Origin of the sequence: Sphingopyxis sp. BSNA05, from assembly GCF_013265645.1 — a bacterium.
Lineage (GTDB): Bacteria > Pseudomonadota > Alphaproteobacteria > Sphingomonadales > Sphingomonadaceae > Parasphingorhabdus.
This window is the reverse complement of record NZ_PYIA01000003.1, coordinates 1-13,794: the sequence shown is the minus strand read 5'-3', so window position 1 is coordinate 13,794 and position 13,794 is coordinate 1. Positions and strand designations below refer to the sequence as shown.

The following is a 13,794-nucleotide window of genomic DNA, read 5'->3' as shown; positions in this document are numbered from 1 at the left end:
CCTTTGCGTCGCCGTCTTTGCCGCTGTGCCGCGCAAAGGTCATCACATGCGAGGCCTTGTGAAGGCCGGTGGTCCACATCTTGTTGCCGTTGATCAGCCAGCCGTCCACCCCGTCACGGGTTTCCCGCACCGCGGTCGTGTCCATCCAGGTGGCATCGGAGCCGTGATGTTCCTCGGTCAGGCCGAAGCACCAGCCCATTCTCCCGGCCAGCATCTGGGGGATATAGTCCCGCTTCTGCTGCTCGGTACCAAAGTCGCGCAGCATCAGAGGCTGGACCAGATTGCCGACGATCGAATTCTCATTCTGCAGGTCATTGTGCAGGCCCAACCCCTTGTGGGCCAGATGCTCGCGAATCCGCGCCATGCCGAGATTGGTGCCGTCCTGGCCGCCGAATTCCTTGGGCAGGGCGTAGCGATAATGGCCGGCGGCATCGGCCACCTGGCGCATTTCGCCCAGCAAGGCTTCCCATTCCTCGGTCGGCAGGCCCTGATTCTCCCAGTTGGTGCGGGCATCTTCCCGCCGGTGGTCAAAGAAACGGATATTGTCGTCGCGCCGTTCTATCGGCTTGATTTCGGCTTCAATGAAAGCATCCAGCACGCCGAGATAGTCTTCAATTTCCTGCGGGATTTCGAAAGCGGTCATGTTGGTCTCCATTTTTGAGCGCGACCTTGAGGCCGGCATATTTGGGTTGGTCGATAGACAGGCGTTCAAGCGCGGACAGGCGCAGATGGTCCCAGACGGCCGATTGCGTAATCGCAATCTCCCCATTTGAAAGTCCGCTGCAAAGCTGTCCATGATCATAACCGATAGCTGTCAGCCGGGCCTTCGCGGCATCCCGGAAATCCGGTCCCCATTCGGCCTGTCGCCTGGCAATTCCCAGCGCGTTGCCGGCGACCCGGGACTGGAACTTGTCATGTCCCTGAAGGCCCGGCTGCACATGTTTCGCGTTCCACTCGCCGAGCGCTGTCAGCAGCTCTCCATATCCGGTCTCGCCGGTCACCGTTTGGTCCTCCGGCACGGCCCAGTCGAATGGCGTGCAGATTTCGGCGGGCAGAATTTCCTCGAACAGCAGGGCGAGGTCAATCTCGACCTCGGAGACGCGCCTGCCAATGACGGTCCGCTCCAGCGAGCGGTCGCCATGGCTGCGCCAGATCTGTCCCATCACCATGCAGGCTACGCCCCACCAGAGGGTGGAGTAGACCAGCCAGAAACGGAAACGGTCCGGGTCCACTTCTCTGCCACTGGCCTCCGCATAGGCCTGCAGCAGGGCTTCAGCGCTGTCGAAGCCGCCCGCGACCTTCTCATAGTGTCCGAACCGCCAGCTTGGCGTGCACAGATAGGCGAGATCCTGCACCGGATCGCCCAACCGGACCAGTTCCCAGTCGAGCACCGCGGACAGCCCGTCATGGTCGATCATCAGATTACCCATCCGGAAATCACCGTGCACGAGATATTTGTCGGTGGCGTCGGGCGCGTTCTCGTTCAGCCAGTGGAAGGCATATTCGTAAATCGGAATCTGGCTGCCGATCTCGTCATATTTGTCTTTCTGGATGCGGATCAACTCGGCGGGGGAGAAATATTCCAGCGATGCCGCCAGAGATTGCACCGGAATTTGGTGGATCGCTGCCAGTTCCCCTGCACATTGCCGGGTCAGCTTGCGTTCCGCTTCGGCGAAATCGGGATTGCCCAATATCTTGTGCGGCAGGGTTTCTCCTTCGGCCTTGGCCATGATGAAACCTTCGCCGATATCATCTTCCGGAGCGAGTCTCCCGCGGACCTCCGGAGCGGTCACCCCTGTGGTGCGGGCTAGTTCGATGATATCCGCCTGGGTCGCGAGCGGGACGCCGCGCAAACCGTCATCATCGGCGGAAAGACCCGCGGGCAGGCGCCGCAGGACAAAGTCTTCGCCGCCATAGGAAAAGGCCCAGCTTTCCATGCTGGCGCCGCCCGATAATCGTCGCAAATGCTCTAGTTTGCCGTCTGCACCAAAAGTTTTTGTGCAGTAATTCGCGAGCTTTGCCTGAAATGCCTCATCCGTCATAAGCATGGCTTAATCGCGCGATTAAATTTGCGCAAATGATTTTAATCGGAGCGTGCGGTGCTTGCATGACCGACCATTCGTGCCTAATTCCCCCAATCATATTTGAAAATCTGGGGGTCATCATGCGTGCATTCATATTTCCGGGACAGGGCAGCCAGGCCGTCGGCATGGGCAAGGCCCTCTCAGAGGCCAGCAGTACCGCCCGTGAAGTGTTCGAGGAAGTCGATCATGCACTGGAGCAGAATCTGTTCAAACTGATGTGCGACGGGCCGATCGACGAACTCACCCTTACGGAAAACGCGCAGCCGGCAATCATGGCCAATGCTGTCGCAACGCTGCGGGTAATGGAAAAAGAGGGCGGTCAATCGATCGGCGATATTTGCTCCTATGTGGCTGGCCACAGTCTCGGCGAATATAGTGCGCTCTGCGCCGCCGGGGCGCTCGACCTGACGACGACCGCGGAATTGCTGAAGCTGCGCGGCCTGTCGATGCAGAAAGCGGTGCCGGTGGGCGAGGGCGGTATGGCGGCCCTGCTCGGCGCCGACATCAAGAAGGCGTCGGCGCTGGCCAATGCTTCTTCCCAGGGTGAAATTTGCACCGTCGCCAATGACAATGATCCTACCCAGGTCGTGATCTCCGGGCATATCGGAGCGATCGAGCGCGCGATTGCCGCGGCGAAAGACCATGGCATCAAGCGCGGCATGTTGCTCCCCGTCTCCGCTCCGTTCCACTGTTCGCTGATGGCGCCCGCCGCCGAGGCGATGGAAGAAGCGCTGGCCGAAGCGAGCATTTTCCCGCCCGTCGTCCCGGTGTTTGCCAATGTCACGGCGGCTCCGGTCTCGGATGTCGATGAAATCCGCGAGTTGCTGGTGCAACAGGTGACCGGCGCGGTGCGCTGGCGGGAATCTGTCGGCAATATGGCCGAAGCCGGAGTCGAGCAATTTGTCGAATTTGGCGGCAAGGTGCTGACCGGCATGGTCGGACGCATTGCGCCGGAAGCCGCAAAGGTCAGCCTGGTCTCGATGGATGATATCGAGGCGTTTCTGAAAAGCCTCTAGCAGCGATTACTGGCCCGAATTTGTATTTTGAAGGAATTAGCAATGTTTGACTTAAGCGGAAAAACCGCCCTGGTAACCGGCGCATCCGGCGGCATCGGATCGGCGATCGCCAGATCGCTCGCCGAACGGGGCGCTACCGTTGCACTTTCGGGCACCCGCAAGCTCGTGCTGATGGAAATGATCCCGGAATTGCCGGGCGAGGGGCATATCGTCATGCCGTGCGACCTTTCAAACCCGAGGAAGTCGACGCGCTGGTGCCGGACACGGTGGCAAAGCTCGGCAAGCTCGACATATTGGTCAACAATGCCGGCATCACCCGCGACGGTCTCGTCATGCGGATGTCGGACGAGGATTTCTCCGACGTGATCCGGGTCAATCTGGAGTCGGCTTTCCGCCTGATCCGCGCCGCAGCGCGGCCGATGATGAAGCGCGCGGCGGCCGGATTATCTCGATTAGTTCGGTGGTCGGCGCGACTGGTAATCCGGGGCAGGCCAATTATGTTGCTTCGAAGGCCGGTCTGGTCGGCATGTCCAAGGCGCTGGCCCAGGAACTGGCCTCGCGCGGGATTACCGTCAATTGCGTCGCCCCGGGCTTCATAGAATCGCCGATGACAGACGAGCTGACCGACGCCCAGAAAGACGAGATCAACCGCAAGATTCCGGCAGGAAAAATGGGCAGTGGCGACGATATCGGTGCCGCAGTGGTCTATCTGGCCAGCCAGGAGGCCGCTTATGTCACCGGTCAGACGCTCCATGTGAATGGCGGTATGGCGATGATTTCCTAGGGCTTTGCCGAAAAACATCATCTCCAGTACGATTTCGACTTCACGGACACTTGCAAGGCGCGCGCCAGCGCACTAGGACGAAATTGAAATTCATTCCTAACAAAAAGGACCTCTCATGAGTGAGACTGCAGACCGCGTAAAAAAGATTGTTGTTGAGCATCTGGGTGTTGAAGCCGACAAAGTCACCGAAGAAGCTGCCTTCATCGATGATCTGGGCGCTGACAGCCTCGATATTGTTGAGCTGGTTATGGCGTTTGAAGAAGAATTCAGCGTCGAAATTCCAGATGATGCCGCTGAAAAAATCGGTACCGTCAAAGACGCCATCGATTTTATCGACAAAACAAAGGCTAATTGATTTTGGGGTGCTGCCAGCAGAACAGGCGCGCCCCAGGGCCAATGATCGCTGAAATAAAGCAAAGCGGCTCACCGGCCCGGGAGGAAAGTCCTGATCCGGTGGCCGTTTTTTGATTTTGAACAGGTTTTGATTTTGGGCAGGGAAAGCCCGCAAGGAGAGGCATGATATGCGCCGTGTAGTTGTAACCGGAATGGGCCTGGTAACGCCGCTGGGCGGAGATGTGGAAACGACCTGGGCCAATATTTTGGCTTCCAAGTCGGGCGCGGGAAAAATCACCCGCTTCGATGCATCCGATCAGAAATGTCATATCGCCTGCGAGGTAAAGCCTGCGGACCATGAATATGGCTTCGATCCCAATCTGCGCGTTGACCACAAGGTCCAGCGGCAGGTCGACCCGTTCATTGTCTACGGTATCGATGCCGCCGGCCAGGCGCTCGAGGATGCCGGTCTGACCGACATGTCCGACGAAGCCAAGCTGCGCGCCGGCTGCTCGATCGGTTCGGGCATCGGCGGATTGCCTGGCATTGAAAAAGAATCGCTGGTTCTTGCGGAACGCGGCCCCGGACGGGTGAGTCCGCATTTCGTCCACGGACGGCTGATCAATCTCATTTCCGGTCAGGTTTCGATCAAATATGGCCTGATGGGTCCCAATCACGCGGTGGTTACAGCCTGCTCGACCGGTGCCCACAGCATCGGCGACGCGGCGCGCATGATCGCGCTGGACGATGCCGATGTCATGTTGGCCGGTGGTGCGGAGGCAACAATCTGCCCGATCGGCATTGCCGGTTTCGCGCAGGCCAAGGCGCTTTCCACCAAGCGCAACGATGATCCGACCGCAGCGTCCCGTCCCTATGACAAGGATCGCGACGGTTTCGTCATGGGTGAGGGCGCCGGTGTCGTTGTTCTGGAAGAATATGAACATGCCAAGCTCGCGGCGCCAATATCTACTGCGAAGTGGTCGGCTATGGCATGTCCGGCGACGCCTATCATGTGACGGCACCCCATCCGGACGGAACCGGTGCCTATCGCTCGATGGAAATGGCGCTCAAGCGCTCGGGTCTGACGACCGCCGACATTGACTATGTCAATGCCCACGGCACGTCGACGATGGCGGACACGATCGAGCTGGCGGCGGTAAAGCGGCTGTTCGGCGATGATCTCAAGACCATGTCGATGAGCTCGACCAAATCGGCAATCGGTCATCTTCTGGGCGGTGCTGGCGCTGTCGAAGGCATTTTCAGCATTCTCGCCCTGCGCGACCAGATCGTGCCGCCGACGCTTAATCTCGACGACCCGGATGAAGGGTGCGAAGGCGTCGACCTGGTGCCGCATGTTGCGAAAAAGCGGGAAGTGAAAGCTGTGCTCAGCAACAGCTTCGGCTTTGGCGGAACCAATGCCAGCATCATCATGAAAGCGGTCTAAATCATGCGCCGTCTCGGTTGCCTGATATTGGTGGCAGCGGCGGTCATTGCGGTCCTGCTGGGCGGCAGTTTCCTTTATGGCTGGAACGCCAGCGGGCCTCTCGAAGAGCAGCGCACGGTCCTGATCAAATCGGGTTCGAGCCTCGCCATGGCGGCGCAGGATCTGGAATCGGAAGGCGTTATAGAATCCGCCGACGATTTCCTGATGCGTGCTAAAATTCTTGGCGGTTCCGAACCGATCAAGGCCGGGGAATTCGAAATTCCCGCCGGGGCGAGCAACGCGCAAATTCTGTCCATTTTGCAAGGCGGCAAGACTGTGCAGCGCTTGATCACGGTGCCGGAGGGTACGCCGTCGATCATCGTACACGAAACCCTGATGGCGGAAAATCTGCTCAAGGGGGATATTCCGGTGCCGGCTGAAGGATCGATCCTGCCGGACAGCTACAGTTTCGAACGCGGCGAGCAACGCGCCGCCGTGGTGGCGCGGATGCAAAAGGCGATGACGGATACTATCGCCGAACTATGGCCGAAGCGTTCCAAGACCAGCGTCGCTAAAACGCCGCATGAAGCGATCACCCTGGCGGCAATAGTCGAGAAAGAGACCGCGCTGGCACGGGAACGGCGGACAGTGGCCGGCGTCTACAGCAACCGTATCCGCAAGAATATGATGCTGCAGGCCGATCCGACGATCATCTATCCGATTACCAGGGGCAAACCGCTGGGGCGTCGTATCCGCCAATCGGAGATCGCTCAGGTCAACGACTATAATACCTATGCAATGGTCGGCCTGCCCAAGGGACCGATTGCCAATCCGGGACGCCTGTCCATAGAGGCGGTGCTGAACCCGGCGAAGACCGATGCGCTCTATTTTGTCGCCGACGGCAGAGGCGGTCATGTCTTTGCCGAAACGTTGGAGGAGCATAATCGCAATGTCGAGAAATGGTTCGCGATCCGGCGGGCGCGCGGAGAAATGTGATATCATCATGCCTCGCGATAGGCTCGCGGGGAGAAAGAGCGGCTGATGTCGGCGAGGCTGGTTGAAATCATCGTCCCGGACGCGTTCGTGGCGCAAGCAAAGGCCATCATTGCCAACCATTGCAGCCGCTTCTGGCAGGAGCCTGTCCCCGACGGTCTCGAGAAATATTCCTGCGTCGTACCCAGCCGGTCGATCGAGACGCTCATCGCCGAGCTGGACGAGAATTTCAGGGGCACCGAGGGATTTTCCGTTCTCGTCCTGCAGGTCGAAGCGGTACTGCCGGAAATTCCGGAGTTGCAGGACATTGGGCCATCGGTTGCGGGTGATCGGAAGCCGCCGACAAAATTGGAAGCCTTTTTCACCCGGGACCGGATCAGCACCAACGAACTATATGATGATATCGAGGCCAGCCTGAAGTTGCGCCCCAATTATCTGCTGACCGTCATCCTGTCCGCGCTGATTGCGGCGCTGGGTATGCGCAGCGGCCAGACAGCGGTGGTTATCGGCGCTATGATCATCGCCCCGCTGCTCGGCCCGACCATGGCGATGGCCATGGCGGCGACGCTGGGCGACGGGGCGCTTGGTCGGCGGGCGCTGATTACGCTGGTCACAGGGATCGTCGCGGCGCTGCTGTTCACTTTTCTGCTCGGCATGTTCATCGATGTCGACCCGCTGGTCCCCGAGCTCAGAAACCGGACGATCGTCCAGCCGGCGGATATTGCCTTGGCTCTGGCCTGCGGTGCCGCCGGCGTTCTCGCGTTCAGCCAGGGCGCTTCGCTCTCGCTGGTCGGTGTGATGATCGCGGTCGCGCTGGTGCCGCCGATTGCCGCAGCGGGACTGTTTTTCGGCAGCGGTGAAGAGTCCCTTGGGTTGAGCGCGCTATTTTTGCTGGCCACTAATCTCGTCTGCATCAACGTCGCGGGGATCGCGACCTTCTTGGTGCAGGGGCTCCCGCCGAGAAGTTGGCGGCTGACCAGCGGCATCTTCGTGATCTGGCTGCTTGTCCTGGTGCTGTTCGTCGGTCTGGTCGGTGGACGCATCGCCCTGGGAGCCGGCTAAGGTCCCGGTTTCCGACAAAATATCACAGCTATCCAGCCCGGGCTGACCGGCTTTCAGCCAGCCCTGAAGCCTTCACCCTTAATAGTTAAACCGTTCTTTCAGGCTTTCGCGCGCTTCGCGATATTCGCGTGTGAACTGGTCGACCATATCCTGCACGCTCATCACGTCGTTGATCAGGCCGATGCCCTGACCGCAGCCCCAGATGTCTTTCCAGGCCTTTTTCTCGGTATTACCGCCGGAACCGAAGTTCATGGTCTTGTAATCGCCCTGGGGCAGATTGTCGGGGTCGAGACCGGCATTCTCGATCGACTGGCGCAGATAATTGCCCTTCACGCCCGTAAACAGGTCGGAATAGACGATATCGGAGGCCTTGCCCTCGACGATGCCTTCCTTGTAGCCTTGGTCTGCATTGGCTTCCTTGGTCGCGATAAAGGCAGAGCCGGCATAGCCGAGGTCTGCGCCCATCGCCTGGGCTGCCAGAATAGAGGCGCCATTGCCGATCGAACCGGAAAGAGCAACGGGACCGTCAAACCATTCGCGGATTTCCTGCATCAGGGCGAAGGGAGAAAGCGTGCCGGCATGGCCGCCAGCGCCGGCAGCAACCGGAATAAGGCCGGTCGCACCCTTTTCGATCGCCTTGTGGGCGAAGCGGTTGTTGATGATGTCGTGCAGCGTGATCCCGCCCCAGCCCTTGACTGCGGTGTTCAGATCCTCGATCGCACCCAGCGAGGTGATGACGATTGGCACTTTCCATTTCGCGCAGGTCGCCATGTCCTGATCGAGACGGTCGTTGGACTTGTGCACGATCTGGTTGACCGCGAAGGGGGCGGCCGGCTTGTCCGGATTGTCGCGGTTCCATGCCGCCAGTTCTTCGGTGATCTGGTGCAGCCATTCGTCAAGCATCGACTGCGGGCGGGCGTTGAGGGCAGGGAAGCTGCCGACGATACCGGCTTTGCATTGCGCAATCACCAGTTCTGGCCCCGATACGATGAACAAAGGAGAACCGATAAGCGGCAGGCGAAGATTGTCGAAAATGGCTGATAAAGTCATGGGCACCCCGATTTGAAAAATATGCCACCGCAATAACCGATGCGGCGGCATATTCTACTATTTTTTAACCGAACGCTTAAATACGGTTCACGGCGCTCAGCAAAGCTTCAACAGAAGCCCGCGCGACATCGCTGTTTATGCCGACCCCGTAGAATTCTTTTCCGTCATCCGATTTGCATTCGACATAGGCGGCTGCCTGCGCGTCCTTGCCCGATCCCAGGGCATGTTCGGAATAGTCCTTGATCTCCAGATTGATGCCCAGAGCCGAGGACACAGCGTCGACCACGCTTGAAATCAGTCCGTTGCCGCGACCGCTGACTGAAATCTCGCCATCGGGCCCCTTGATCTTGCCGACAAAGACCCGATCGGTGCCGGTTTTGCGCTCTTCATAGTCGACCAAAGTATATTGGCCGCTGCCGTCGAGATGATAGCGTTTCCGGAACGCATCCCAGATATCGTCAGAGGACAGTTCGCGACTTGTCTCGTCGGCCAGTTCCTGCACCGTGCGGCTGAAATTGGCCTGCAGCCGCTTGGGCAGCTTCAGCCCGTGGTCCTGCTCCAATATCCAGGCGATGCCGCCCTTGCCGGACTGGCTGTTGACCCGGATCACCGCTTCATAGTCGCGGCCGAGATCGCGCGGATCGATTGGCAGATAGGGCACGTTCCAGATCTCGTCATTGCGCTGTTCCTGCGCGGCAAAGCCTTTCTTGATCGCGTCCTGGTGCGAGCCGGAGAAAGCGGTGAAAACCAGTTCGCCGGCATAGGGATGGCGGGCCGGAACGGGCAACTGGTTGCAATATTCCACGGTCTTGACGATTTCGTCCATATTGGAGAAATCTATCTTTGGATCAACGCCTTGGGTGTAAAGATTCAGACCCAATGTGACCAGATCGACATTACCGGTACGCTCGCCATTGCCGAACAGGCAGCCTTCGACCCGATCCGCGCCAGCCATCATGCCCAGTTCGGATGCGGCAATGCCGGAGCCCCGGTCGTTATGCGTGTGCAGACTGATCACGACATGGTCGCGCTTGCTGATATTGTTGCACATCCATTCGACCTGGTCGGCGTAGATATTGGGCGTCGAGGCCTCGACCGTGGCGGGCAGGTTCAATATCAATGGTTTGTCGGCGGTTGGTTCGATGATTTCCATCACCGCTTCGACCACCTCCAGACTGAAATCCAGTTCGGCGGTGGAGAAGGTTTCGGGTGAATATTCGAAATGCCAGTCGGTGTCGGGATATTTCTCGGCCTGTTCGCGCAATATGGTGGCGCCTTCGCGGGCGATATCCTTGACGCCCTGCTTGTCGAGCCGGAAGACGACATCGCGCCAGGCCGGAGACACGGCATTATACAAGTGGACGATCGCCGACTTCGCGCCCTCGAGGCTGGCGAAGCTGGTTTCGATCAGGTCGCGGCGTGACTGGGTCAATACCTGCACCATGACGTCATCCGGTATCCTGCCGGATTTGACGAGGCCGCTGATAAAGTCGAAATCGGTCGCGCCGGCGGACGGGAAACCGACTTCGATTTCCTTGATGCCAATCTTGACCAGCAAGTCGAAGAAACGCTGTTTTTTCTGCGCATCCATCGGATCGATCAGCGCCTGGTTGCCGTCGCGCAGGTCGGTGGAGAGCCAGCGCGGCGCTTTTTCTATTGTCCGCGAGGGCCATTGCCGGTCGGGCAAGTCGATTTGCGGGAACGGGCGGTATTTCTGTGACGGGATCTTGTGCATGGCTTCACTCTTATGCTGCTAGAAATTGCGCGCAAGGCACAAATTCGCGGGTTTGCTTATAATATCTGGTAAATCGTCCCTTAGGCGGGGCGCTGCGCCATCAGGGCAGCAGCATTGGTACGCCTAAGGGCGTATAAGTCGTAGCAGCAATAGGGCCTGAGACCGTGTCATGCCGCCGGTAATATCCGGCCCGGCAGATAAATCAAGCGTGCCGACAAATTTTTTCTGTTTTCGGCAGATGTCGGGCGCGTTCCGAACAGCCGGGGGCGATGGAAAACCTTCCACCGGCAAGTCGGCCAACCGGTGCCGCGTGTCATTTTACGTTTAGTTACAATATTTTAAGAATGATGGATTAGGACCGGCACGAACTATCGATGGAAACGCGCTAATGTATTGTCTGGTTTACATGAGCAGGCCAACTCGCGAGATGAGCGGCGATGAGACCGAGGATCTGCTGCGGCGCGCGAAAAATAACAATGATCGTAACGGGATAACCGGAATATTGATCCATGATCGCCGGAGAAACTATCAATATCTGGAAGGGGATGAGGCCGAGGTCGAGGCGACCTTTGCCCGAATTGCGACGGACCGGCGTCATCAGGCCATCATTCGTCTGAAAAGCGGTACTATCAGCCGGCGCCAGTTTCCGGAATGGGCAATGGCTTCAAAACCGTGGCCGCCAACGAGAGCCTGAGAGACTCTGTGGAACGTCTGGTGCGACATTGCGACGAGCAACTCGCCACCGAATTGCTGAATTTTGCCGAAGCCCGGGACCGGGCGGCCGCGAATGAGGCCGCCCGACCGGATAAGGCCTAGTTCTTTTCTTTGTCGACCAGCTTGTTGGCACCGATCCATGGCATCATGGCGCGGAGCTGGGCACCGGTTTCCTCGATGGGATGGGCCGCAGCCTGCTTGCGCGCTGCTTTCAGTTCCGGTTGTCCTGCCCGGTTGTCGAGAACGAAATCCTTGACGAAACGGCCTGACTGGATGTCGGCCAGAACGCGTTTCATTTCCGCCTTGGTGTCGGCAGTGATGATCCGAGGTCCGGTGGTGATATCGCCATATTCCGCGGTGTTGGAGATCGAATAGCGCATGTTGGCGATGCCGCCTTCATAGAGCAGATCGACGATCAGCTTTGTTTCATGCAGACATTCGAAATAGGCCATTTCTGGCGCGTAACCCGCTTCCGTCAGGGTTTCGAAGCCCGCCTGGATGAGATGGGTGATACCGCCGCAGAGCACGGCTTGTTCGCCGAACAGATCGGTTTCGCATTCCTCGCGGAAATTGGTTTCGATGATACCGGAGCGGCCGCCGCCAACGCCGGAAGCATAAGCCAGCGCCACATCATGGGCATTGCCTGATACGTCGCGGTCGATTGCGATCAGGCAGGGAACACCGCCGCCACGTTGATATTCGCTGCGCACCGTGTGGCCTGGGCCTTTGGGAGCAATCATGATCACGTCGAGATCCTCGCGCGCCTCGATCAGGCCGAAATGGACGTTGAGACCATGGGCGAAGGCGAGGGCGGCGCCCTCTTTCATATTGGCGTGCAGGTCGTCGGCATAAATAGCGGCCTGATGCTCGTCTGGCGCCAGGATCATGACAATATCGGCCCAGGCCGCGGCTTCCTGGTTGGTCATCACGTTGAAGCCGGCATCTTGAGCCTTTTTCGCGGTTGCCGAACCGGCGCGCAGCGCAATGGCCACGTCCTTGACGCCGCTGTCGCGCAGGTTCTGCGCGTGGGCATGGCCCTGGCTGCCGTAGCCGACAATGGCGATTTTCTTGCCGGTGATCAGTCCGAGATCTGCGTCGGCGTCATAATAAACTTTCATTTTTCTTCCTTATAGTCAGATGTTTGCGAATAGGATTTAGGCCACTGTCGCAGCCGGAATTGTGGGTCGGTCTAGATCGGAGAGATCCCGCTCATGCCGTGTCAGGCCCCCGCCCGATGGCAACGACACCGGTTCGGCCGACTTCCACCAGGCCGACTTCCCGCATCAAGGCGACAAATGTCTCGATCTTTTCCGGAGCCCGGTAATTTCGAAGACAAAGCTTTCGGTCGTCGCATCGACAACCCGCGCGCGATAAATATCCGCCAGGCGCATGGCCTCGATACGATGCTCGCCCTTGCCGGCGACTTTCACCAGCGCCAGTTCGCGTTGCACATGCGGGCCGGACTCGGTGAGGTCGCGGACACTGTGGACCGGCACCAGCCGGTCGAGCTGGGCAATGATCTGCTCTATCACATGCGGCGGGCCATTGGTGGCAATGGTGATCCGGCTGACGGCATGGTCTTCGCTGATATCGGCGACGGTCAGGCTGTCGATATTATAGCCGCGCGCAGTGAACATACCGGCGATCCGGGCCAAGATGCCCGCTTCATTGTCAACCAGAACGGCAAGAACATGGCGTTCGACGGCTTCTTCGTGAATATGCATCAGACTAGGGCCTTTGCTTGGTCGTCCATAGTGCCCTTTACGTCGGCTTCGGTGAGAAGCATTTCCGTATGGGCGGCACCCGACGGGATCATCGGGAAGCAGTTTGCCAGCTTGGCGACCCGGCAATCCACCATCACCGGTCCGTCGGTTTCGATCATCTTCTGGATGCCGGATTCCAGATCGGCAGGATCCTCGATCCGGATCCCGGTCCAGTCATAGCTTTCGGCCAGCTTCACAAAGTCCGGGAGACTGTCACTGTAACTGTTTGAATAACGGCTTTCATAGGTCAGTTCCTGCCATTGGCGGACCATGCCCATATATTCGTTGTTAAGAATGAATATCTTGACCGGCAGGCGATATTGGCTGGCTGTGCCGAGTTCCTGGATATTCATCTGGATCGATGCTTCGCCGGCAATATCGATGACGAGCGCATCGGGATTGCCCAGTTGCGCGCCTATGGCGGCGGGCAGGCCATAGCCCATGGTGCCGAGACCACCGCTGGTCAGCCATTTGTTCGGGCTTTCGAAATCGAAATGCTGGGCGGCCCACATCTGGTGCTGACCGACCTCGGTGGTGATGATCGGTTCGCGCCTGTGGGTTGCTTCCCACAATTTGCGAATCGCTTCCTGCGGCATGATTTCGGTTTTGCTCTCGGGATAATCGAGGCAGTTGGTTGCGCGCCAGCCGGTGATCCGGGCCCACCATTCCCCATGGTCCGGAGTCGCGAAGCGGCGGCCTTTCAGCACCGCGATCAACTGTTCCATCACCCGTCCGACATCGCCGATAATCGGCAGATCGACCCGAACGGTCTTGTTGATCGAGGAACGGTCGATATCGACGTGGATTTTCTTGCTGTTTGGCGAAAAGGCGTCAAGC

Annotated in this window: 11 protein-coding genes and 3 pseudogenes; 7 read left to right on the top strand and 7 right to left on the bottom strand. The window is 58.7% G+C overall.

The window, feature by feature from the left end:
- Both C8024_RS00435 and C8024_RS00430 read right to left on the bottom strand, forming a co-directional pair.
- Window positions 1-643 (bottom strand): acyl-CoA dehydrogenase family protein (locus C8024_RS00435; protein ID WP_173202548.1); only part of this gene is annotated, 643 nt, incomplete at its 3' end.
- The gene (locus tag C8024_RS00430) at window positions 612-2,042 is read right to left on the bottom strand and encodes a phosphotransferase family protein (protein WP_173202547.1); all 1,431 of its coding nucleotides are present in this window, start codon (window positions 2,040-2,042) and stop codon (window positions 612-614) included. The genes C8024_RS00430 and C8024_RS00435, both read right to left, overlap by 32 nt.
- Window positions 2,043-2,164: 122 nt before the next feature.
- Here C8024_RS00430 and fabD point away from each other — a divergent pair, with 122 nt between their 5' ends.
- From fabD to C8024_RS00400, 6 genes and pseudogenes are all read left to right on the top strand, one after another.
- Window positions 2,165-3,100, top strand: a complete 936-nt coding sequence (gene fabD, locus C8024_RS00425) for an ACP S-malonyltransferase (protein ID WP_173202546.1) — start codon at window positions 2,165-2,167, stop codon at window positions 3,098-3,100.
- Window positions 3,101-3,142: 42 nt separating this feature from the next.
- Window positions 3,143-3,884 (top strand): annotated as a pseudogene (gene fabG / locus C8024_RS00420) (3-oxoacyl-[acyl-carrier-protein] reductase).
- A 115-nt stretch (window positions 3,885-3,999) separates the two neighbouring features.
- The gene (locus C8024_RS00415; RefSeq protein WP_173202545.1) at window positions 4,000-4,239 is read left to right on the top strand and encodes an acyl carrier protein; all 240 of its coding nucleotides are present in this window, start codon (window positions 4,000-4,002) and stop codon (window positions 4,237-4,239) included.
- A 166-nt stretch (window positions 4,240-4,405) separates the two neighbouring features.
- A pseudogene (fabF, locus tag C8024_RS00410) lies at window positions 4,406-5,661 on the top strand (beta-ketoacyl-ACP synthase II).
- Between the two features lie 3 nt (window positions 5,662-5,664).
- Entirely contained in the window at window positions 5,665-6,636 is a 972-nt protein-coding gene (mltG, locus tag C8024_RS00405) for an endolytic transglycosylase MltG (RefSeq protein ID WP_173202544.1), read from the top strand.
- 45 nt (window positions 6,637-6,681) lie between these two features.
- Window positions 6,682-7,695, top strand: coding sequence for a TIGR00341 family protein (locus C8024_RS00400; RefSeq protein WP_173202543.1), 1,014 nt, complete (start codon window positions 6,682-6,684; stop codon window positions 7,693-7,695).
- Between the two features lie 78 nt (window positions 7,696-7,773).
- Here C8024_RS00400 and C8024_RS00395 read toward each other — a convergent pair whose 3' ends face one another.
- A complete protein-coding gene (locus C8024_RS00395; RefSeq protein ID WP_173202542.1) occupies window positions 7,774-8,745 on the bottom strand; it encodes a nitronate monooxygenase family protein in 972 nt (323 codons plus the stop codon).
- A 76-nt stretch (window positions 8,746-8,821) separates the two neighbouring features.
- The gene (gene leuA, locus C8024_RS00390) at window positions 8,822-10,480 is read right to left on the bottom strand and encodes a 2-isopropylmalate synthase (RefSeq protein WP_173202541.1); all 1,659 of its coding nucleotides are present in this window, start codon (window positions 10,478-10,480) and stop codon (window positions 8,822-8,824) included.
- Window positions 10,481-10,868: 388 nt separating this feature from the next.
- Between leuA and C8024_RS00385 the strand changes: the two genes are divergently transcribed.
- The gene (locus C8024_RS00385; protein WP_173202540.1) at window positions 10,869-11,174 is read left to right on the top strand and encodes a BLUF domain-containing protein; all 306 of its coding nucleotides are present in this window, start codon (window positions 10,869-10,871) and stop codon (window positions 11,172-11,174) included.
- Between the two features lie 118 nt (window positions 11,175-11,292).
- Here the strand turns inward: C8024_RS00385 and ilvC are convergent, their stop codons facing one another.
- From ilvC to C8024_RS00370, 3 genes and pseudogenes are all read right to left on the bottom strand, one after another.
- The gene (ilvC, locus tag C8024_RS00380; RefSeq protein ID WP_173202539.1) at window positions 11,293-12,312 is read right to left on the bottom strand and encodes a ketol-acid reductoisomerase; all 1,020 of its coding nucleotides are present in this window, start codon (window positions 12,310-12,312) and stop codon (window positions 11,293-11,295) included.
- A 91-nt stretch (window positions 12,313-12,403) separates the two neighbouring features.
- A pseudogene (ilvN, locus tag C8024_RS00375) lies at window positions 12,404-12,918 on the bottom strand (acetolactate synthase small subunit).
- On the bottom strand, window positions 12,918-13,794 hold an 877-nt coding region (locus tag C8024_RS00370; protein ID WP_254305418.1), incomplete at its 5' end, for a thiamine pyrophosphate-dependent enzyme. The pseudogene ilvN and the gene C8024_RS00370, both read right to left, overlap by 1 nt.